The 20,082-nt window shown below is 61.9% G+C and carries 21 protein-coding genes; 17 read left to right on the top strand and 4 right to left on the bottom strand.

From position 1 onward, the window contains the following. Positions 1-22: 22 nt before the first annotated feature. The 6 genes from R4P64_RS27755 to R4P64_RS27730 all read left to right on the top strand — a co-directional run bounded on the left by R4P64_RS27755 (position 23) and on the right by R4P64_RS27730 (position 6,522). Positions 23-1,105 carry a MadB family AAA-type ATPase gene (locus R4P64_RS27755; protein ID WP_095886683.1) on the top strand — a complete coding sequence of 361 codons (1,083 nt, stop codon included), beginning with the start codon at positions 23-25 and terminating at the stop codon, positions 1,103-1,105. Beyond that, the gene (madC, locus tag R4P64_RS27750; RefSeq protein ID WP_317823435.1) at positions 1,102-2,619 is read left to right on the top strand and encodes a MadC family VWA domain-containing protein; all 1,518 of its coding nucleotides are present in this window, start codon (positions 1,102-1,104) and stop codon (positions 2,617-2,619) included. Before R4P64_RS27755 ends, madC begins: the two co-directional genes overlap by 4 nt. Positions 2,620-2,660: 41 nt before the next feature. Beyond that, positions 2,661-2,984, top strand: coding sequence for a hypothetical protein (locus tag R4P64_RS27745; protein ID WP_317823433.1), 324 nt, complete (start codon positions 2,661-2,663; stop codon positions 2,982-2,984). A 295-nt stretch (positions 2,985-3,279) separates the two neighbouring features. After that, positions 3,280-4,422 carry an iron-containing alcohol dehydrogenase gene (locus tag R4P64_RS27740; RefSeq protein WP_202026135.1) on the top strand — a complete coding sequence of 381 codons (1,143 nt, stop codon included), beginning with the start codon at positions 3,280-3,282 and terminating at the stop codon, positions 4,420-4,422. A 10-nt stretch (positions 4,423-4,432) separates the two neighbouring features. Then, positions 4,433-5,818, top strand: a complete 1,386-nt coding sequence (locus R4P64_RS27735) for a MadS family sensor histidine kinase (RefSeq protein WP_317542492.1) — start codon at positions 4,433-4,435, stop codon at positions 5,816-5,818. Then, complete coding sequence (locus R4P64_RS27730; protein WP_045071244.1) at positions 5,818-6,522, top strand: MadR family response regulator transcription factor; 705 nt, start codon at positions 5,818-5,820, stop codon at positions 6,520-6,522. The genes R4P64_RS27735 and R4P64_RS27730 overlap by 1 nt, the downstream gene beginning before the upstream one ends. Here R4P64_RS27730 and R4P64_RS27725 read toward each other — a convergent pair. Further along, positions 6,519-7,007: a GbsR/MarR family transcriptional regulator gene (locus R4P64_RS27725; protein ID WP_245006060.1), complete on the bottom strand. Its 489-nt coding sequence runs from the start codon at positions 7,005-7,007 to the stop codon at positions 6,519-6,521. The genes R4P64_RS27730 and R4P64_RS27725 overlap by 4 nt on opposite strands. 68 nt (positions 7,008-7,075) lie before the next feature. On the opposite strand from R4P64_RS27725, the gene R4P64_RS27720 reads away from it, so the two are divergent. Both R4P64_RS27720 and R4P64_RS27715 read left to right on the top strand, forming a co-directional pair. Next, positions 7,076-8,011, top strand: a complete 936-nt coding sequence (locus tag R4P64_RS27720) for an ATP-binding cassette domain-containing protein (RefSeq protein WP_033236405.1) — start codon at positions 7,076-7,078, stop codon at positions 8,009-8,011. After that, complete coding sequence (locus R4P64_RS27715) at positions 8,008-9,672, top strand: anibiotic ABC transporter (RefSeq protein ID WP_317823432.1); 1,665 nt, start codon at positions 8,008-8,010, stop codon at positions 9,670-9,672. The genes R4P64_RS27720 and R4P64_RS27715 overlap by 4 nt, the downstream gene beginning before the upstream one ends. 8 nt (positions 9,673-9,680) lie before the next feature. Here the strand turns inward: R4P64_RS27715 and R4P64_RS27710 are convergent, their stop codons facing one another. Further along, positions 9,681-10,151: a MaoC/PaaZ C-terminal domain-containing protein gene (locus R4P64_RS27710; RefSeq protein ID WP_233366483.1), complete on the bottom strand. Its 471-nt coding sequence runs from the start codon at positions 10,149-10,151 to the stop codon at positions 9,681-9,683. 73 nt (positions 10,152-10,224) lie between these two features. Here R4P64_RS27710 and R4P64_RS27705 point away from each other — a divergent pair, with 73 nt between their 5' ends. Next, positions 10,225-10,668: a DUF6314 family protein gene (locus tag R4P64_RS27705; RefSeq protein WP_141484705.1), complete on the top strand. Its 444-nt coding sequence runs from the start codon at positions 10,225-10,227 to the stop codon at positions 10,666-10,668. A 41-nt stretch (positions 10,669-10,709) separates the two neighbouring features. After that, a complete protein-coding gene (locus tag R4P64_RS27700) occupies positions 10,710-10,919 on the top strand; it encodes a DUF4287 domain-containing protein (RefSeq protein ID WP_033236403.1) in 210 nt (69 codons plus the stop codon). 3 nt (positions 10,920-10,922) lie between these two features. On the opposite strand, the gene mftM is transcribed toward R4P64_RS27700, so the two are convergent. After that, positions 10,923-11,747, bottom strand: a complete 825-nt coding sequence (gene mftM, locus R4P64_RS27695) for a mycofactocin oligosaccharide methyltransferase MftM (protein ID WP_317823431.1) — start codon at positions 11,745-11,747, stop codon at positions 10,923-10,925. A gap of 12 nt (positions 11,748-11,759) precedes the next feature. Further along, the gene (gene mftR, locus R4P64_RS27690) at positions 11,760-12,359 is read right to left on the bottom strand and encodes a mycofactocin system transcriptional regulator (protein ID WP_033236401.1); all 600 of its coding nucleotides are present in this window, start codon (positions 12,357-12,359) and stop codon (positions 11,760-11,762) included. A gap of 103 nt (positions 12,360-12,462) precedes the next feature. Here mftR and mftA point away from each other — a divergent pair, with 103 nt between their 5' ends. From mftA to R4P64_RS27655, 7 genes are all read left to right on the top strand, one after another. Next, positions 12,463-12,558, top strand: coding sequence for a mycofactocin precursor MftA (gene mftA / locus R4P64_RS27685; RefSeq protein WP_072782308.1), 96 nt, complete (start codon positions 12,463-12,465; stop codon positions 12,556-12,558). Further along, entirely contained in the window at positions 12,543-12,830 is a 288-nt protein-coding gene (mftB, locus tag R4P64_RS27680) for a mycofactocin biosynthesis chaperone MftB (protein WP_033236400.1), read from the top strand. The genes mftA and mftB overlap by 16 nt, the downstream gene beginning before the upstream one ends. A 75-nt stretch (positions 12,831-12,905) precedes the next feature. Continuing rightward, positions 12,906-14,120: a mycofactocin radical SAM maturase gene (mftC, locus tag R4P64_RS27675; protein WP_033236399.1), complete on the top strand. Its 1,215-nt coding sequence runs from the start codon at positions 12,906-12,908 to the stop codon at positions 14,118-14,120. Positions 14,121-14,160: 40 nt separating this feature from the next. Then, entirely contained in the window at positions 14,161-15,339 is a 1,179-nt protein-coding gene (mftD, locus tag R4P64_RS27670) for a pre-mycofactocin synthase MftD (protein WP_045070891.1), read from the top strand. 26 nt (positions 15,340-15,365) lie between these two features. Continuing rightward, positions 15,366-17,294, top strand: a complete 1,929-nt coding sequence (locus R4P64_RS27665; protein WP_317823429.1) for a mycofactocin system FadH/OYE family oxidoreductase 1 — start codon at positions 15,366-15,368, stop codon at positions 17,292-17,294. After that, positions 17,291-18,112 carry a mycofactocin-coupled SDR family oxidoreductase gene (locus R4P64_RS27660; RefSeq protein WP_033236396.1) on the top strand — a complete coding sequence of 274 codons (822 nt, stop codon included), beginning with the start codon at positions 17,291-17,293 and terminating at the stop codon, positions 18,110-18,112. Before R4P64_RS27665 ends, R4P64_RS27660 begins: the two co-directional genes overlap by 4 nt. Then, positions 18,112-20,061 carry a mycofactocin system FadH/OYE family oxidoreductase 2 gene (locus tag R4P64_RS27655; RefSeq protein WP_317823428.1) on the top strand — a complete coding sequence of 650 codons (1,950 nt, stop codon included), beginning with the start codon at positions 18,112-18,114 and terminating at the stop codon, positions 20,059-20,061. Before R4P64_RS27660 ends, R4P64_RS27655 begins: the two co-directional genes overlap by 1 nt. Positions 20,062-20,082: the final 21 nt, after the last annotated feature.

The raw sequence follows: 20,082 nt of genomic DNA, 5'->3' as shown, positions 1-20,082 counted from the left end.
GCCCCCCATTGAAAGGTGTTCCATGTCCAATCGCACTTTCTCCACCGGCGTCGAAGTGAAAGATGCGCTGCGCGAGCAGGACTACATCGCGGACGACGAGTTTGCGGTGGTAGTTCACCTTGCGACGGCGTTGGGGCGTCCACTCCTGCTCGAAGGACCGGCCGGGGTCGGCAAGACGGAACTCGCGAAATCGCTGGCCGCGATCGGTGGACGAAAGCTCGTGCGATTGCAGTGCTACGAGGGTTTGGATGACAATCGGGCGCTCTACGAATGGGACTACGCAAAGCAACTCCTGCACGTGCAGATGCTCCGTGACCGGATCAGCGATCAGGTGGCCGAGTTCGACAGCGTCGCTGACGCGTCGAAGTTTCTGGCAGATCAGGATTTCGGTTTGTATTCCGAGAATTTTCTGTCGGTCCGGCCATTGCTCGAGGCGATATTGTCACCGGAACCGGTCGTGCTTCTGGTCGATGAAGTGGACCGCACCGAGGAGTCAATGGAGGCGCTTCTCCTGGAAATTCTGGCCGAGCAGCAGATCACGATTCCCGAGGTCGGTACATTCGTGGCCCGGTCGCAGCCCTGGGTCATCTTGACGTCCAACGATACTCGTGAACTCTCGCCGGCGCTCAAGCGTCGGTGCCTGCACTACCATCTCGGCTACCCGACGTCCGAGCGCGAGCGTGAAATCGTCACCGCCCGTGCGCCGGAGGTTGATCAAGCCACCGCCTCCGAAGTAGTCGAACTGGCTCGAATCCTGCGTGACCTTCCGCTGCGCAAGAGCCCGTCGATCTCCGAGGTGATCGATGCGGCAAGGGCGGCAACGGTTCTCGCAGCCAGCGGCCTGGGGGCGTCGTCGGACGCCACGGTGCGCGACATCTTGCTGGCAGCGCTACTCAAGTACTCGTCGGATGTGACGCTCGCGAAGGAACGATTCGACGGGACAGCGCTGGAGTCGCCGTCGCGCAATGGCGGGGAGTCAGTCGAACGTGCCACTGTCGCAAGCAAGCCCGCGAACACGACGACAGCGGTGTTCCGGGGGACCGGCGGGCGGGATTCGCATCAACAAGGGGTCCGCGGTGGCAGCGGACTCCGCTCGTCGCGATGACAATGCTCAGCGCTGCCGAAAAGCCGTCGTTTGTCCTCGACGTGGTGTCGGCGAGCTTCGGCCGATTGCTGAGGGCGGCCGGAGTATCGGCGTCGCCCGCTGAGGTCATCGAGGTCCGGCGGGTGTTGGCGATGGTCGGGGCATCGGATCGTGATGTCTTGCGTGCCTGCCTGCGGTCGGTGTGCGCCAAGTACTCTCATGAGCAACCGGGCTTCGATCGGGCATTCGACGCGTTGTTCCGTCCGATTCGAGACGGCAAGACGGCAGATCGCATTGCGTCCAGAGCGGAAGTGGCCGACGGTCTGCCGACCGCACTCGGTATCGACGAGGATCAGGAAGTCGGCCGCTACGCGGAGTACAACGAGCGTGCCGCCGAGGTGGGTGACTACTTCGATACTCCGGAGGCGGAGAAGGGATTCAACCCGCACAAGGACGACGACGATGTGTCGATGACGTCAAGTGATGCTGAACTGTCGGTGGATACCGGTTCCGAAACGGGGCGACGGGGGGTCAGCTACACCGTGGACGTGGACAGAGCGTCGTCGGCCGTAGTCGGTGATCTCAGTACGAGTGTTGCTGCCGCTGTGGTGGGTTCGCTGTCCTGGGACGATCCGACGTCTATTCTCGCGTGGTTAGACGCCTACGATCCCAGCAAGGCTTACGCGGACGTTTCCGATGACGGACCGCTGACGCAGGCGCAGTTGAACCGCCTGGTCGAAGCTGTCGAAGCATTTGTTCAGGCGCTCTCCGCCGCTGCCCTGGCGGAGTCCGCTCCCGATGCCCCTGACAGTGAGGCGGCCGCAGGCCCCTCACATAACGACGTCGAACTTGCGTGCCACGAAGTGTTGCGCCGGATGCGAGGCCCCTCGAGACCGCGACCGCGCGAACGCTCCCGTGGGCGTTTGGACATGCGGCGGACGGTACGGTCGAGTTTGCGGACTGACGGCATTCCCTTCCATCTGGTGGTGAAAGCTCCTCGCCCCGATCGGGTTCGGTTGTTGCTGATCGCCGACGTCTCGCTGTCGGTCCGGCCCGTTACCGCGTTCACCTTGAGGCTGGCCCAGGCGATGCACCGGCGCGCCGACCGCTGTGAGGTGCTGGCCTTTGTCGATCGACCCGTCGACGTCACGGACACCCTGCTCGCCAGCAGTGGTGACGGCGCTCTGGCAGCGGTCCTGGCGCATCCTGGTCTGGACCTGGAAGCCAGCAGTGATTACGGGCGAGTGCTCACCGAATTGCTGGACGAGCACGGCAACGCCTTGAACTCACGAACGTCCGTCATCATCGTCGGTGACGGGCGGTGCAACGGATTACCTCCGCAGGTGGAGAAGCTCGAGGAATTACGACGCAAGGTTCATCGGTTGGCCTGGATCACGCCGGAACCACAGCGATACTGGAACCAGGCTTCGTGTGCGATGCCGGAGTACTCGAAGATCTGTGACGAGGTGGTGGTGGCTCGCGATGCCGCGCAGTTGATGACCAAGGCGGCGGAACTGGGTCACGCGCTTCGCTGAGGTGCGACAGGTAATCCGAGAGTAGTGATGTACTGATATCCATGACGGTGACGAAGGCCGAGAAGTCGGCGCTGCGCTGGAAACCGATACTGCTGCTGACGGTAGTCGGTGCGGTCTGCGGCCTTGTTGCTCTGGGAGTCTTCCAGTGGTGGTGGCAATCGTTGGCATCACCGCACATCCTCACTGGCGGCGCATACTTCGATCCCGAGCCTGGGTTCACCGGAGCCAGCTTTATGGACCTGTACCCCGCAGAGCCTGCGCCGTGGTTGTATTCCGGATTGGTCCTCGGACCGACCGTGGTCGGCTTGCTCGCCGGCATCGTGTTCGTGCTGTTCGGCGGGCGGGATCGTCCTCGTCAGGAGTAAGGGTCTCCCTGGACGCACGGTCGAGGCATAAAGACAGTACCTACCCGATCGGGTAGGTATTCACCTCTCCTTGGGCGGGTGTGTGTCCGTCGATGCCCGCGTAGTCTCGGAACCGGCGCTTGTTAAGTGGATCACAGACTCGGCGCCGGGCGAGAGGAGAGTGGGAGCCGTGTCGGTGGATGTTCCGGACGCTGTTGACGCAGGTGAACACCGCCGTGACGCAGGTGAACACCGCCGTGACGCAGGTGAACACCGCCATGACACAGGTGAACACCGCCGTGGCGCCGCTGCCAGATTGGTGAAGTTCCATGCTCCGGAAATTGTGTTCGGCATCGGTTCCCTGGTCGAGGCCGCTCACGCAACTCTCCGATTCGGCGGTTTTCGCCCCTTTCTCGTTACCGACCCCGGCCTGGTCGAATCGGGATGGGTCAGTGAACTCGAGGCGCACTTGGCCGAGCAGGGGCTGCTGCCGACGGTCTGGGCTGGGCTGACTCCCAATCCCAAGGACTACGAGATTGCGGCCGGCTTCGAGGTGTACCAGGAGGGCGAGTGCGACGTCATCATCGCGCTCGGCGGTGGGTCTGTCATCGATGCGGCAAAGGGCGTCGCGGTTCTGGCCGCAAACGGCGGAAACATCCTCGACTACGAGGGGGTCGATCAGGCGACCAAGCCGATTCCGCCCCTGGTGATGGTCCCGACCACGTCGGGTACCGGAGCAGATGTTTCTCAGTTCTGCATAGTCACGGACACCGCTCGGGGTACGAAGATCACGATCATCGGGCGGGCGTTGGTTCCCGATGTCACGGTCATCGATCCACGTTTGCTCACAACGATGCCCGAGTGGCTCAATGCGGCAACCGGATTGGATGCGTTGACGCACGGCATCGAGGCTTTCGTATCGCTTGCCCACAATCCGCTCACTGATCATCACGCACTCCGAGCGGTCGGCTTGGTCACCGAGAACCTGGTGCGCACAATTCATGAGCCGATGGAAATGGAAGCGCGATCCGTCATGGCTCAGGCGAGTCTCGAGGCCGGTCTTGCCTTCACCAACGCGATTCTCGGCGCGGCTCATGCGATGAGTCATCAAGTCGGAGGCATGCTGGATCTCCCACATGGCGTCATCAACGGGATCTTGCTTCCGCACGTCATTCGTTTCAATTCCACGACCGACGCGGCGCCGTTCGTGGCAATTGCTGCGGCGCTGAACCTTCCGGAGCAACGTGGCAGTGCGCAAGAAGCCGCGTTGGCGGTGGCGGATCGCGTCGAGCGGCTTGCCCGTGAGGTCGGTGTCCCGAAGGGTTTGGCGGAGTTGGGTGTTCGGGAGCAGGACTTGAGCCGCTTGGCAAGTTTTGCACTGCGTGATGCGTGTATGTCCACCAATCCCCGTGAAGCCACTCAGGAACAGATGGTGGCCTTGTTCCGGAGCGCGCTGTGAATCGGGCGAGATCATGACCGCAGACCTGTCGAGGCTCACCGGCTTACGTTCGGGGAAGAGCACTTTCTATCCGCAGTACCGCGGCGCGGCTGAACGACTCGAGCGCGTCGTGCATGCATTGGAGTTGATTTCGCGGGCGCTGGTGAGAACAGTCGACGGCCCGGAGACGTTGGTCTGTGCTGTTGCCGAGGCCGCGCGTGCGCATTTGAGTGCGCAGTGGGTGGTCTTTGCGCTCGCCGATGGCACCTTGCCTGACGCGGGGCCGCGACGGTTGGTTCTCGGACCGGACGCGACTCCATTCCTGGTCGACAACGTCGAGGGTCCACCGCTGCCGGACGACGTCGTGGATTGTCTCAACGACATTCGGTGCGGCAGTATCGAATCGAATTCCGTGGTCGATCCGCACTACGCGTTTGTGCCGATCGTGCTCGGGGGTGGTGTGGTCGGCGCCTTTGCGGCCTGGACTCCGCAGAATCGCACTCTTGATTCCACCGACGGCGCAGTTCTCAGCATCTTGGCCAGTCAAACGGCTGTTGCGCTGCAGAATTCGGCTCTGTATCAGCGCGGGCAACTGCTGCTGGCGCGTGCCGAAGAGGCATTTGCGGAGGCCAATCGAACTGCCGCCGATCTGGCGGTGCGAAACAGTGAGCTGGAATCGACGCAACGTCAACTCGGGGTGGCGCATCGGCACCAGGTAGTCGACGACGAACGGCACCGCATCGCCCGTGAACTTCACGACAGTGTGACCCAGGCCGTGTTGTCAGCGGGTATGCAGATCGAAGTGTGCCGCAGTGACATTCCCGACGCCGAGCGAAGTGAAAGACTGGATCTGGCAAAGGATCTGACGAGGCGGGCCGTGGAGCAACTGCGCTCGGCGATCTACGCGCTCAACCACTCGTCGGATGAAGGCCGGACCTCGTTACCGGAGATGCTCGAGCAACTCAGCGTGGTCCACATGCCTGACGAGTTGGCCGTAAGTCTTCGTGTCGGCGGCACACCGGCCGAGCTTCCCGGTGAAACCGAACATGCATTGTTGCGGATCGCGGGTGAAGCACTCTTCAACGCCGCCGTTCACGCCCACGCCACTCGGGCAGTTCTCCGGTTGACGTATCGCACCGATACCGTGGTCTTGTCCATCTCGGACGACGGTGACGGAGACCCCGCGCGGATGCGATTGATCCTCAAACTGGCGGCGAGCAACGATCTCGACGGGCGGCACAGGGGCTTGGCCAACATGCAGTCCCGGGCACGCGAATTGGGTGGCACGCTCGATGTTCGTCGCGCGAGGATCGGCGGAGTCCAGGTGTTGGTTCGGGTGCCGCTCGCCGACAAGCCTGACAGTGATACTGAGACCGGCGCCGAAGATACCTGTCCCGCAACCGAGATCGAGGAATGATGACCACAGCACGCCCCGTCTCCGCCGGCCACGTCGGGCACAGAGATCCTGTCCGGCCCACCGAGAGTCGCGTAGTTCGTATCGTGCTCGTCGACGACCACGCGATACTGCGGCAAGGGCTGCGATCGGTGCTCGAGAGGGAAAACGATCTGCGCATTGTCGGCGAGGCATCGTCGTTGCCGGAGGCATTGTCGGTTGTCGATCGGGTGAGTCCCGACATCGTCCTCATGGACCTCAAGCTCTCGGCGAGTTCGGACTACGAGGGATTGACGTTGTGCTCGCAGTTGTCCGTGGCGCATCCGAAACTCGGGTTACTGGTTCTCACCACATTTCTCGACGACCAACTGGTGGTTCGCGCTGTGCACGCCGGGGCGCGTGGATACGTTGTCAAAGACGTCGACACCACCGAACTGGTCCGGGCAATCCGGGCGGTATCTCGCGGCGAGAGTGCATTCGACTCGCGCAGTGCTTCCGCTGTGGTGCGCTCGTTGAACGGCCAGTCCACAACCAAGGACCGGTTGACGGATCGCGAACTCGAGGTCCTGCGGCTGCTCGCAAATGGATTGTCCAACATCAGGATCGGTGAGAGATTATTCATCTCGCCGACGACGGTGAAGTTCCATGTCAGCAATATCATGCGAAAACTCGAGGTGAGTCGGCGTGCCGAGGCAGTCTACGCGGCCAGCAAACAAGGATTGATCTAGACGCGTGTTGCTCGCCAGTCGGCCAGCATCCGCGGCATCTCCGCGGCCATGAAGTCGAAGAAGTCGCGAAGGTCGGCCATCCGGTCGCCGCCGCGTGTGCCTTCGCCAAGGACGCGAATGCCCTCTGCTGCTACCTCCGATACCTGGTACAGCGCAGACTGTTTGGTGACAAACGCGTCGGCCCACAGGTCTACACTGACGCGGTAGTGCTGACGCCTTGATCCCGGAACGGCGTCGCGTTCGATCAGGCTGACCTGTAGCAGGTATCGCACCGCGCCGGAAATGGCTGCCGCGCTCACGCCGAGCACCTCACCGAGATCACCGGGAGTCGACGACGGCTGATTGCTGGTCATCAAAGCCGCCCAGACGCGTGCCGGCATGGGCGGGAAGCCCATGTCGATCAGCACCAGCGAGAGGCGCTCGACCAACTGCCGGCTCTTGTCGGGATGGTCGGGCGGTTCATGTCGGGCGGTCATGTCGGTCATCGGGGAGTGTCCGATCTTTACGTTTTTCTATCTTCACACATTTGTGAAATCAGCGTACGGTCGAATTCATGGGTGCCGCAGTTTCGGTGAAAGACCTGGTCAAGACGTTCGGACCAACCCGAGCGTTGGACGGCTTGGATCTCGAGGTTTCCGAAGGCGAGATTCACGGATTTCTCGGGCCGAACGGTTCAGGCAAGTCGACCACCATTCGGGTACTGCTCGGCCTGCTGCGTTCGGATTCCGGCGAAGCAACGGTCCTCGGCGGCGATCCGTGGCGTGATTCCGTCGCCCTGCATCGGCGTCTGGCATACGTGCCGGGCGAGGTGAATCTGTGGCCGAATTTGACCGGAGGTGAGGCCATCGACCTGCTCGCCGGCCTGCGAGGCGGGATCGATGTGTCCACGCGCGCAGAGTTACTCGATCGTTTCGAACTCGATCCCAGAAAGAAGGCGAGAACATACTCGAAAGGCAATCGGCAGAAAGTGGCACTCGTTGCCGCGTTCGCTTCGGACGTCGAACTCTATGTTCTCGACGAACCGACGTCCGGTCTCGATCCGTTGATGGAGGCGGTTTTCCAGGACTGCGTTCACGAGTTGGCCCATGCCGGGAAGACGGTTTTGCTGTCGAGTCACATTCTGGCAGAGGTGGAAGCGCTGTGCGATCGTGTCAGCATCATTCGTGAAGGGCAAACGGTGGAGTCCGGAACGCTGTCGGAACTGCGGCATCTGACCCGTACATCGGTATCGGTCACGACGCGCACACCGGTCGCCGGACTCGACGCCTTCGAGGGCACGTACGACGTGCTCGTAGATGGTGATCACGCGAAGTGTGAGGTCGACAGTGTTCGGCTCGGCGCACTGATGGAACATCTTGTCGGCTTCGGGATCGTGGCGCTGACGTCCACACCGCCAACTCTCGAAGAACTGTTCCTTCGTCATTACGGGGACGAACGAGCGAAGGAGAGTTCGGAGCATCTGCGAGCGGAATCGGGGGCGCGGCCGTGACTGCCACGACCAGCCCGGTCGACGTTCACCAAGGTACCCAGTTCACCGGTACATCACGGTTGGTTCGGCTTGCCTTGCGACGCGATCGAATTCAGCTCCCGGTCTGGCTGATTTCGCTGACCGTGTTTCTGATATTTGTCGCTGCCAGCGTGGGTGGACTGTACAGCACTCCGGAGGAATTGCGTTCCGTTGCAGTCGGATCCGCAGTCTCACCCGTGGCGTTGGCCACCAACGGCATCGTGTCGGGATACTCCGAGGGCGCGATTGTTGCCAGCCAGGGCGTTCTGGTGTTTGCGTTGGCAGCGGCATTGATGAGCACGCTGGCGGTGGTGCGCCACACTCGGCAGAACGAGGAGACCGGGCGCGCCGAGATGATCGGTGCGGCGGTTGTCGGTAGGCGTGCACTACTGACGTCGGCACTTGTTGTCACGATCGGTGCGAATATCGTTCTGGCTCTTGCCAGTGCAATCGGTCTGGTGGCCATCGGGCTTCCGGCGGACGGCTCGCTGGCGCTGGGAGCGGCGATCGGCGGCACCGGTATCGCGTTTGCCGGCGTTGCGGCTGTTGCGGCTCAAATCACGGACGGTGCCCGCACGGCCAACGGTATCGCGGGCGCGGCCATCGGAATTGCGTTCATGCTACGGGCGATCGGCGACGTCGACAGCACCGTTGTCGACGACGGTACCCGCGTGGTCAGTGGGTGGATGTCGTGGCTCTCGCCGATCGGGTGGGCGCAGCAGATACGACCGTACGACGACAACGCCTGGTGGATACTGCTGCTGCTCTTCGGTTTTGCCGTAGTTCACATCGCGATTGCCTTTGTGCTCATCGGCCATCGTGACCAGGGAGCGGGACTGGTCCAGCCGAGGCCGGGGCCACCGGTTGCGGCGCGCTGGTTGCCGTCGGCGTGGGGTCTGGCGTGGCGCATGCAGAGAGTGACGATGTTCTGGTGGCTATTCTCGGTAGTCATTCTCGGATTCTCGTACGGGGCAGTCGGAAACGAGATCGACCAGTTGGTGGGTTCGTCGCAGCAGACTGCTGACCTTTTCGAGCAGCTCGGTGGGGGATCAGGCGATTTGGTCGATTCCTACCTGGCGACCGCGTTGGGTTTCCTGTCGATAGTCATTGCGGCATATGCGGTTCAGAGCGTTCTCCGCATGCATGGCGAAGAATCCTCGGGAAGGTTGGAACCGCTGTTGTCCACGGCGCTTCCGCGCTGGAAGTGGATGCTTTCGCACGTAAGCACCGTTGTCGGCGGGGTGGTGCTCGCGCACATTCTTGCGGGCGTGTTCACCGGGTTCGCGTTCGGTCTGGTTACCGACGATATCGCGGGCAACACTGTGCGGATGGCAGGCGCGGCGCTGGCCTATCTGCCGGCAGTGCTGGTCGTTCTTGCAGTCGTGGCTTTGGTTTTCGGACTGTTTCCGGCGATTGCGTCGTCGCTGTCCTGGGGTATTTTTGCGGCCTGCATCGTTCTCGGGCAATTCGGCGTGCTGTTCAAGCTTCCCCAAGTAGTCCTGGACCTTTCACCGTTCACTCACGTTCCCACCGCACCCGCCGAAGCCGTGACCGCTTTGCCGCTGGTTGTGTTGACCGCTCTGGCACTAGCTCTCGGTGCGTCGGCGATTGCTGCGTTTGCACGCCGAGACATCCGAATGTAGCGGCTCGGTCACGATGTCGGTCGACAGTGGAGATACGCGTCTGTGACAACCTGGAACATGCGATTACCCTGCGCATCAACCAATTCGGCGGTTGTAGTCACCAGTCCACGCGAGCGCTTGTCGAGTACTACGTCGTCAACGGTGAGCGTGCCGCTCAAGGTGTCGCCGGGACGGAGTGGGCGCAGGAACCGTACGTCGCGCATGGACTTGCCGGCAATGACGTTCCATCGGTCGTAAATGCTTGCGACCACAAGTTTCTGACAAATTGCCAAAGTGTGTACTCCGCTGCCGATCAAGCCGCCGAACACGCCGGATTCGGCGGCCTCTTTGTCGGTGTGGAACCACTGAGGGTCCCATTGCGTCGCAAAGTCGACAATTTCCTGCTCCGAGACCGTGTATGAACTCAACTCCATGATCTGGCCGATCCGAAGATCTTCGGCGTAGACGGAGCGATGGTGAAGGGCGGCAGAATCGTTCATGTTCTTCTGGATCTCCTGCGGGTAGGCCTGTACTCGGAACATACGCCACCTACCGAGCCACTAGAATCGGGAGATGGTCAACGACAGGCACCTCGATCCAAACGCACTGGTAGGGGAGTGGAACTTCGAACGAAGGATCGTCGACCGCCGTGCAGAAGTCACAAAACGCGTCACGGGAACAACCACCATCGAAGATGCCGGTGACGGCCGACTGCGCTGGTTCGAAAGCGGGACATTGTTCGACGGCGACCTGGAGTTGCCGGTTTTCCGCACTCTGTTCATCGAGCAGCATGACGGCGAGTGGGCAGTCACCTTCGAGGACGGTCGAGAGTTTCACGATTGGGCGCCGGGAGACGACGTCGAGCATCTTTGCGGCGCAGATACATACCGGGGCCGCATCGACATCGATGTCGAGGAAGCCGCAACAGACTCGCAGGCTGCGTGGTCGGTCGAGTGGACGGTGACCGGGCCGAGCAAGGACTACACGATGACGACGCACCTCGCGAGATCGTCGTAAATGACGCGCGACGCATGCATGGCGGCTGTAGATTCCGGGTCATGACTGAACCGGTGAAAGGCCCAGCGTCGTATTTTCCGTCGATCGAGAAGAAATACGGACGACCGATCAGCGAGTGGCAGGAGCTGATTCGCAGTTCCGACCTGACAAAGCACATGGAACTGGTCACCTGGCTGAAGTCCGAGCACGGGCTGGGGCACGGACATGCCAATGCTCTAGTGGCGCATACCCTGAAGGAAGATGCCGGCTAGCACTTACCGCGCATCGAGTATCAGCCATCCACCGTGATGTTCGAACACCTCGAAAGGCAAGCCGGTCTTCTCGCCAACGGCGCGCAGTGATTCGAGGTCGAAGGTCCGGATGTGCCCGTGGCATGCAGTTGCCTCGTCCTCGAACGGGACGGCGATGACAACACGCTCTCGGGCGATCCGCAGGGCCTGCGCGATCACCTTCTCTCCCACGGCATTGTCGACATGTTCGAGCAGATGAATTGCCGTGACGGTATCCGCACTCTTGTCGGGTGTTGGTACCTCACCGGCGTCGCAGATCAGTGTGTTGATCGTGATACCCAGTTCTGGGGCAACCGCGTCGAGCAGGATCATGGTTCCGGGCAGGATATCCGTCGCAGTGACGTCCATTCCGGCGTCGGCAAGTCGCAACGGCAGGAATCCGAAACACGACCCGAGGTCGAGGACGGAGCCGCGCACGAGTTCGTGTGCTTTCTCGTGGATGGGCGCAAAATCGGCGCTGCCGTCCAGGAGTTCGCGCAGTGAGTTCCGGTAGTAGGTGGTCCATGATTCGAGGGCTCCGTCGACGGTGGAGCGAACCAGTCCCACCATCGTGAGTTCGAATTCGTCCTGCCCGAAGTCGGCGTCCTGGATCGAGGCGGTCACGCCCGCGACGAGCCGTTCGCTGAGGTCGTCCGCAGTCAGGGAATGCCGCACCAGAAGTGTGCCGTCACTGCGATCGAGAGTGAGGGGACCTGACGCCACCCGCTCGACCGTGACGTGGCCGAACGACCATCGCCCGGGCGCCGAGGGCGCAAGTGAATCCATGACCGGTGCGGCGGGTGCTGACATGGTGGGCCTTCCTCAGATGCTGATACCGGTGCGCAAGGACTGCGTTCCGGTTCGCAGAAGTTCGGGTAGTTCCAGTGCGTCGTCGGTGAGCCACTGTTCGTAGGCGGCCATCGCGACACCGAGCAGAAGGTAGCCCACAGTCCGCGGACCGTGATCGGTCGGTTCGAGGTTCATTCGCTTGGCAGCGTACTCGGCGACAACCTGGCGCCAGCCTTCGTACATCACCACCGAGTATGCCTGAAGTGTGGGCACGGTGAGGATGAGTTCCATCCGGTTACGGTGCACAGCAGTCTCTTCCGGGGGAAACGTGTTGAACGTCAGTAGTGCGGATTCGAGGGCGTCGACAAGCGGCATGTCCTCGGGCAGCGAATTGAAGTGTTCACGCATCTGAGCCAGATGACCGTCGAAGTCGCCCCATGGCACCGCGTTCTTGGACGGAAAGTAGCGGAAGAACGTCCGGCGAGCGATTCCGGCAGCGTCGGCGATCTGATCGACACTGACCTCGTTGAAGCCGAGCGTGGAAAAGAGTTCGATGCCGACCGTACTGATCCCCTCCCTGGTAGTGGAGGGGCGACGACCTATCCGAGCGGACGGGTTTTTGCGGCTTCGCATACTTTTTCTGCTCCCAGTCTGTCATTCTGCACTCGATGCCATTACAGTGGTGAACCGAGTCACAGTGAAGTCCCACTCGTGACCACAGATTCAGGAGGAATCCATGTCCGATCGTGACAATAAGGCACTCGACAACGACCTCATCGAAGAATCGCTGGTCGAAGAGGTTTCGATCGACGGCATGTGCGGCGTGTACTGACCGTGCCTGCTTTGAATCTCGATGCGGGGTGGAAACTCCACCCGCAGGTAGCGCTTCGCCCCGAACCTTTCGGGGCGTTGCTCTACCACTTCGGAACGCGCAAGCTCTCGTTCCTGAAGAACACGACCATCGTTGCGGTGGTCAAGGCGTTGCCAGACCATCCTGATGTCCGGTCCGCACTGCGTGCGCAAGGCATCGAAGATGACGCGGCTCCCCAATATGCCCGCGCGCTGAGCACTCTCGCCGACTCGCACATGATTGTGCCTGTCTGAGTCGCTCGCTCGCTCCCACGTGTGGAACAGCCCTCTGCACGTTCGCCCGCTTCATTTCTTTGCGAGGACACAGCCATGACCTCAGTTCTTGAACATCCCTCCACGCCGGCACCGGTGGGTCGCCTCGTCGATCAGTTCGAACTCGGACTCGACGCCCCTATCTGCCTGACGTGGGAACTCACCTACGCCTGCAACCTGTCCTGCGTGCACTGCCTGTCGTCGTCGGGTCGCCGCGACCCCAACGAGCTGAGCACCGAGCAGTGCAAGGCCATCATCGACGAACTGCAGCGTATGCAGGTTTTCTACGTCAACATCGGTGGCGGCGAGCCGACCGTGCGCTCCGATTTCTGGGAGCTCGTCGACTACGCGACGGACCACCAGGTCGGCGTGAAGTTCTCCACCAACGGCGTGAAGATCGACAAGAAGGTTGCTGCGCGCCTTGCGGCCAGTGACTACGTCGACGTGCAGATTTCCATCGACGGCGCCACCGCTGAGGTCAATGATGCTGTGCGCGGGCCTGGTTCGTTCGCGATGGCCGAGCGTGCGCTTGCCAACCTGAAGGAAGCCGGCTTCAAGGACGCCAAGATCTCCGTAGTCGTCACGCGGCACAACGTCAGCCAGCTCGACGAGTTCAAGGCTCTCGCGGACAAGTACGACGCGACCCTGCGCATCACTCGCCTGCGTCCTTCAGGCCGCGGCGCCGACGTGTGGGATGATCTGCATCCGCGTCCCGAGCAGCAGCGTGAGCTCTACAACTGGCTGGTCGCCAACGGTGAGGGCGTCCTGACGGGCGACTCCTTCTTCCATCTCTCTGCGTTCGGCGATGCACTGCCCGGTTTGAACCTGTGCGGCGCGGGCCGAGTTGTGTGCTTGATCGACCCGGTCGGTGACGTCTACGCATGCCCGTTCGCGATTCACGATCAGTTCCTCGCCGGAAACATCGTGAAAGACGGTGGCTTCCAGCATGTCTGGCAGCATTCGGACCTGTTCCAGGAACTGCGTTCGCCGCAGACCGGTGGTGCGTGCAGCAAGTGCAACCACTATGACTCCTGCCGCGGCGGCTGCATGGCAGCCAAGTTCTTCACCGGCCTGCCGATGGACGGACCCGATCCCGAATGCGTCATCGGAAACGGTGAAATGGCGTTGGCCGGCGCGGGAGAGATCCCCAAGTCCAGCGTCGACCACTCACGATCAGGTCAACGTAAAACCCCGCGCGCATCGGTGCCCTTGACACTGATGATGCGTCCCCCCGCCAAGATTTGTGACGAAAACCCGCTAGCGGGAATGTAAGTAGCTTTTCTGGCTACTTGCGATACGAGAGGTTTGATTGATGGCAAAGAACGCATTCTTCGAGACCGTCGCTGAAGCACAGCGACGTGCGCAGAAGAGGTTGCCCAAGTCCGTGTATGCAGCGCTGGTGGCTGGATCCGAAAAGGGTCTGACCGTCGACGACAATGTCGCGGCATACAGCGAACTGGGTTTCGCTCCGCACGCGGCCGGATTGCCGAACGAGCGGAACATGGCCACCACCATTATGGGGCAGGACATTTCGCTTCCGGTGATGATCTCGCCGACCGGTGTGCAGGCAGTGCACCCCGACGGTGAGGTGGCGGTTGCACGGGCCGCTGCGGCGCGGGGAACGGCCATCGGCCTGAGTTCTTTTGCCAGCAAGTCCATCGAAGAGGTCGCTGCGGCCAACCCGCAGGTGTTCTTCCAGATGTACTGGGTCGGTAGCCGCGACGTGCTCCTACAGCGTATGGAGCGCGCTCGCGCTGCCGGCGCCAAGGGCCTGATCATCACCACCGACTGGTCCTTCTCGTACGGCCGCGACTGGGGCAGCCCGTCCATCCCCGAAAAGATGGACCTCAAGGCCATGTTCCAGTTCGCGCCCGAAGGCATCATGCGCCCGAAGTGGTTGTTGGAGTTCGCCAAGACCGGCAAGATCCCGGACCTGACAACACCCAACCTCGCGGCTCCCGGCCAGCCGGCACCGACGTTCTTCGGCGCGTACGGCGAGTGGATGCAGACTCCGCTTCCGACGTGGGAAGACATCGCGTGGCTGCGTGAGCAGTGGGGTGGCCCGTTCATGCTCAAGGGCATCATGCGTATCGACGACGCCAAGCGTGCAGTCGACGCCGGTGTCTCCGCGATCTCCGTCTCCAACCACGGTGGCAACAACCTCGACGGCACCCCGGCGCCGATCCGTGTGCTCCCGGGGATCGCCGAAGCTGTGGGCGATCAGGTGGAAGTTGTTCTCGACGGCGGCATCCGACGCGGCGGCGACGTCGTCAAGGCTCTTGCGCTCGGAGCCAAGGCAGTCATGCTCGGCCGCGCGTACCTGTGGGGCCTTTCGGCAAACGGTCAGGCCGGTGTCGAGAACGTGCTCGACCTCATGCGTATGGGCATCGACTCGGGACTCATGGGTCTCGGCCACTCGTCCATCACCGAGCTCAGCAAAGATGACCTGGTCATTCCGGAGGGCTTCACCCGCACGCTGGGCGCGAGCTGAACCTCTGGCTCTGATCGAGCTGTGAGTTGAGCCTTCAGGAACACACAACCCTGGCCGGACACCTTGTCCGGTCCAGGGTTGTTTTCGGTCCGCACGAGACCAATCTTGCTGTGGGAAGAGGTTTCTCGGATCGGCACCGCGCGTACTACCAGCGCCGCGCCGAGGGCGGAGCCGGGATCGTAGTCACCGAAACGGCGTCGGTTCTGGAGAACGACTGGCCATACGAGCGTGCGCCGCTGGCATCTCGGTGTGGGCCGGGTTGGCGAGCGATCTCATCGGCATGCGCGCCGCACGGCACCCTGGTCCTCGCGAGCCTGGGGCACACCGGGATGCAGGGATCGAGCGCCTACTCGCAGGCGGTTCTGTGGGGGCCGTCGAGGGTCGCTGATCCGGTGACACGCGAGTTGCCGATGATGATGGAACAGAACGACATCGATGCTGTGGTCGAGGGTTTCCGTACATCGGCAGCGCTTGCGGTGAACTCCGGGATGGACGGCATCGAGATAGATGCCGGCCCGCGAAGCATTCTGCGGCAGTTCCTTTCGGGGTTGACCAATACGCGCGCGGACAGGTACGGACGTGATCGGCTGACGCTGCTGCGGGAAGTCCTGCACGCAGTTCGCGGCTCTGTCAGTGCGAACCGTGTGGTTTCCCTGCGGTTGTCGTGCGACGAGCAGGCGCCGTGGGCGGGTGTCACACCAGAGCTCGCGGTCGGGTATGCCAGTGAACTCGAGCGGTATCTCGATCTGCTGGTTGTGGTGCGCGGCGGTCTCTACTCGACCGCGGGGTATCGTCCGGACTTTCACGCAGAACCGAACTTCAATCGTGAACTGTGCCGAACCGTCAAGGCCGCAGTTTCGATTCCGGTTGTGTTGCAGGGGAGCGTCGTCGACATCGCGGACGCCCATGACGCGCTCGAGCATGTGGATTTTGTGGAAATGACCCGAGCGCAGATCGCCGACCCGGACCTGGTGGTGAAGTCAGCCCGCGGAGATCAGCCGCGTCCGTGCGTTCTGTGCAATCAAACGTGCCTCGTGCGCGATCCGCGTAATCCGGTGGTGACGTGCGTCGGAAATCCGACTGCCGGATTCGAGACGATCGATCCTGATGAGCGCGAGCAGGATTCGATTACCGGCCCGGTGCTTGTGGTCGGGGGCGGACCTGCGGGATTGGAAGCTGCACGAATCCTGGCCGGGCGCGGCGCTGCCGTCACCGTTGCCGAACAATCGTCACGGTTCGGCGGGATGATCCGAACCTTTGCGCAGGGGAAGGGGCGCAGTCGATTTTCCTTGCTTGCGCAGTGGCTCGAAGACGAATGCCGTCGCAGCGGCGTCACCATGCTGACCGAGCACACAGTCAGCCCACCGGAGATCGACGACGCACGAGGCCATGGAGGCGTGGTGATCGCGTCGGGCAGCATTTCCAGGCCGCCGACGTACTCCGTGGACACATCCGTGCTCTGGATGGACGCGGCGCAGGCGCAGAGGCTTGGCGGCGATTCGATCAAAGGCCCTGTTGTTCTTGTGGATCCGTTGGGTGGGCCGATAGGTGTTGCAGTTGCAGAGGAATTGGCACTGTGCGGACTCGAGGTCTCGATCGTCACACCTGACACAATCGTCGGTTCCCGGTTGGGAATGAGCGGCGACCTTGTCGGCGCGAACACCAGACTTCAGCAGGCTGGCGTGAACCGTATCTGCTCCTCGCGGGTACGTGCGGTTGTCGACGGCTGTGTGCACGTCGAGAACGTCTACACGGATGTCGCTGCAGAAATCCGGTGCGCGACCGTGATCGACTGCTCGCCTCGATTGCCTGACAACTCCCTGCGCTATTTGGCAGGTACCGGTGTCGGCGACACGATTGCTCCGAGAACTGTTCTCGAATCCATCCACGAAGGGCGCCGCGCAGGGTTTACTACTGGAACAGGTTTCAATTCCGTGGAGAGGATCGATTCATGACCCAGGTACGTTCACTCGAAGGCCGTGTTGCATTCATTACCGGCGCGGCGCGTGGTCAGGGCCGCTCACACGCAATTCGCTTGGCCAGGGAGGGCGCGTCGATCATTGCGATCGACGTCTGCAGTGCGGTTGCCGAGCACAACACGTACGACGCGGCAACCTCGGAAGATTTCACTGAGACCGTCCGCCTGGTCGAAGCCGAGGGCGGCAAGATCCTCGCGCGTGAGGCTGACGTTCGAGACAGTGCCGCGCTCGCCGCTGTGGTGAAGGACGGTGTCGAGCAGTTCGGTCGACTGGACATCGTGGTGGCCAATGCGGGCGTCTGCAACTGGAATCGATTCTGGGAGATGTCGGACGAGCAGTGGGAAACCCTCATCGACATCAACCTCACCGGTGTGTGGAAAACGCTCAAAGCGGCGGTGCCGTCCATCATCGAGGGTGGCCGCGGTGGTTCGATCGTCGTGATCAGTTCGGTCGCCGGACTCAAGGCGATGCCCGGTCAGGCGCACTACGGAAGCGCAAAGTTCGGTTTGGTCGGTCTCACTCAGGCGGCGGCAAAGGAACTGGGGGAGTACAGGATCCGCGTCAACTCCATCCATCCGTACGGGGTCAATACCCCGATGGGTGTTGATCAGGGCGCTCTCGCCGTGTTCCAGAACTACCCGCAATACCTCCCGAACTTCACTCCCATTCTCACGGAGACGGCTTTTGCCGAGCCCGACGAGATCTCCGATACCGTCGTGTGGTTGGCCGGTGACGGTTCACGCACCGTGACGGCAAGCCACATCGCTCTTGATCAAGGTAACTCCAAGGTCTGATGACGTCATATCCTCGTCTCTTCGAGCCGCTGCGCCTGCGCGATTTCACCCTGCGTAATCGGGTGGTGTTCTCTGCGCACCTGACCAACTATGCAGAGAACGGGTTGCCGACGGCGCAGCATGCCGCGTATTACGAGGCGAGGGCGCGAGGTGGCGCCGGGTTGATCATCAGTGAGGAACATTCGACTCATCCGTCGGATCGACCGTACGAGAAGATGATCGCCGGATACAGGCCCGAGGTGGTCGAGGGCTATCGCCGGATCACCGATGCCGTGCACGCGCACGGGTCGGTGATCCTCGCTCAGATCAATCACAATGGAGGACAGGGCGCCGGAACGTATTCGAGGCTCCCGCTCTGGGCGCCCAGTGCTATAGCCGATCCACTGTTCCGGGAAGTCCCCAAAGCTGTTGACGACGGCGATATCGCGGAGATTCTCGACGGCTTTTCGCTGGTCGCGCGCAACTGTATCTCCGGCGGGTTCGACGGCGTGGAATTGCAGGCGTCGCAGTCGTCGATTGTCCGAGCATTTCTGGCGCGGTCGACAAACCAGCGAACGGATCGGTACGGCGGTGCTACTGAGAACCGTGCCCAGTTCCTCCTGGAAGTATTGCGAATTCTTCGCCGCGCCATTGGCCCTGATCGCATTCTCGGAGTTCGGCTGAGCGGTTACGAAGGAACCCGGGGCGGTATCGAGTTGCCTGACGCGGTCCTGACTGCGCAGCTGGTGGAAGCCGACGGTCAGGTCGACTACATCAACACCGCTATCGGCATGGCCACAGAGACTTTGCATTTGATCGAGGCATCGATGGCGGTGCCGAAAGGTTACGCGAACTTCATTCCATCGGCGATCAAGGAAGTGGTCTCACTACCTGTCATCGGTGTCGGCCGATTCAAGTCACCGGAACAGGCTGAGCAGGCGTTGGACGAAGGTCTGTGCGATCTAGTGGGGGTAGTGCGTGGTCAGATCGCAGACCCGGATTTTGTGAACAAGGCACGCGCGGGCAAGCCCTCGCAGGTGCGAACCTGCCTGTCCTGCAACCAGGAATGCGTCGGACGGATGGGGCTCAACCGTTGGTTGGGTTGCACGGAGAACCCGCGGGCCGGACGAGAGTCCGTTGCTTTACCCCGGCCGCGGTTGCAGGGCCGCAGCGTAGTTGTTGTCGGCGGCGGGCCGGCTGGTCTGCAGGCAGCGGCTACCGCCGCGCAGCGTGGGCATCGGGTGACGCTGTTCGAGCGCGACGCCGTTCTTGGTGGGCAGATCCGTACTGCCTGCGTGATGCCTGCTCGCCGGGAACTGGGTGATCTGATCCGAAACCTCGAATCCGAATGCCGCAGAGACGGAGTCGCCATCGAACTCGATACTGAAGTGACAGCGGAGAGGCTGATCGAGTTGGCCCCGGATGTGGTGGTGGTGGCGACGGGAGCAAAGCCAGTGCGCCCGGTGTGGGCGGGCGACCTGCGCAGAGTTGTGGGTGTTCGCGACGTGCTCGACGGGAAGGTGCTGCCGAGCGGTTCCGTATTGGTGTTCGACGAACTGGGATTCCACCAGGGCGCGTCGGTGGCGGAGTTCCTCGCAGATCGCGGGTGCGCCGTCACGATCGCCACCAACGGGATGGTTGTGGCCCAAGATTTGAGTATCACTTTGGATTTCGAAGGCTGGAACCGTCGGGCGCATGAGAAGTCGATAGTTCAGCGTACGGATCTGATGGTGACCGCGGTGCACGGCGAAGGTCCAGTGACTGTCGAACTGGTGCACCATCCGACGGGAGTGTCCGAGTCTGTTGCTGCGGACTGGGTTGTGTTTGCGACGCAGCAGGAACCGGTGGATGAACTGTGGAATGGGCTGCGTGGCAGTTCCTTCGAGGTCTACCGAATTGGTGATGCTCTGTCGCCGAGACGTTCGCACAGTGCCGTCATTGAAGGTCACAGGGTTGCAGTGAGCCTCTAAAGCGCACGCAGGCATGTGCGC

Source organism: Rhodococcus sp. IEGM 1366 (genome assembly GCF_033142425.1).
Classification (GTDB): Bacteria; Actinomycetota; Actinomycetes; order Mycobacteriales; family Mycobacteriaceae; genus Rhodococcus_F; species Rhodococcus_F globerula.
Note: the sequence above shows the minus strand (reverse complement) of the source record. Positions and strands in the feature narration are given on the sequence as shown.

Bases quoted from the DNA above. Each gene is read 5' to 3' on its own strand.
- R4P64_RS27755 (WP_095886683.1), top strand. From the start codon at position 23: ATGTCCAATCGCACTTTCTCCACCGGCGTCGAAGTGAAAGATGCGCTG.
- madC (WP_317823435.1), top strand. From the start codon at position 1,102: ATGACAATGCTCAGCGCTGCCGAAAAGCCGTCGTTTGTCCTCGACGTG.
- R4P64_RS27745 (WP_317823433.1), top strand. From the start codon at position 2,661: ATGACGGTGACGAAGGCCGAGAAGTCGGCGCTGCGCTGGAAACCGATA.
- R4P64_RS27730 (WP_045071244.1), top strand. From the start codon at position 5,818: ATGACCACAGCACGCCCCGTCTCCGCCGGCCACGTCGGGCACAGAGAT.
- R4P64_RS27725 (WP_245006060.1), bottom strand. From the start codon at position 7,007: ATGACCGACATGACCGCCCGACATGAACCGCCCGACCATCCCGACAAG.
- R4P64_RS27720 (WP_033236405.1), top strand. From the start codon at position 7,076: ATGGGTGCCGCAGTTTCGGTGAAAGACCTGGTCAAGACGTTCGGACCA.
- R4P64_RS27710 (WP_233366483.1), bottom strand. From the start codon at position 10,151: ATGAACGATTCTGCCGCCCTTCACCATCGCTCCGTCTACGCCGAAGAT.
- R4P64_RS27705 (WP_141484705.1), top strand. From the start codon at position 10,225: ATGGTCAACGACAGGCACCTCGATCCAAACGCACTGGTAGGGGAGTGG.
- R4P64_RS27700 (WP_033236403.1), top strand. From the start codon at position 10,710: ATGACTGAACCGGTGAAAGGCCCAGCGTCGTATTTTCCGTCGATCGAG.
- mftM (WP_317823431.1), bottom strand. From the start codon at position 11,747: ATGTCAGCACCCGCCGCACCGGTCATGGATTCACTTGCGCCCTCGGCG.
- mftR (WP_033236401.1), bottom strand. From the start codon at position 12,359: ATGCGAAGCCGCAAAAACCCGTCCGCTCGGATAGGTCGTCGCCCCTCC.
- mftA (WP_072782308.1), top strand. From the start codon at position 12,463: ATGTCCGATCGTGACAATAAGGCACTCGACAACGACCTCATCGAAGAA.
- mftC (WP_033236399.1), top strand. From the start codon at position 12,906: ATGACCTCAGTTCTTGAACATCCCTCCACGCCGGCACCGGTGGGTCGC.
- mftD (WP_045070891.1), top strand. From the start codon at position 14,161: ATGGCAAAGAACGCATTCTTCGAGACCGTCGCTGAAGCACAGCGACGT.
- R4P64_RS27660 (WP_033236396.1), top strand. From the start codon at position 17,291: ATGACCCAGGTACGTTCACTCGAAGGCCGTGTTGCATTCATTACCGGC.
- R4P64_RS27655 (WP_317823428.1), top strand. From the start codon at position 18,112: ATGACGTCATATCCTCGTCTCTTCGAGCCGCTGCGCCTGCGCGATTTC.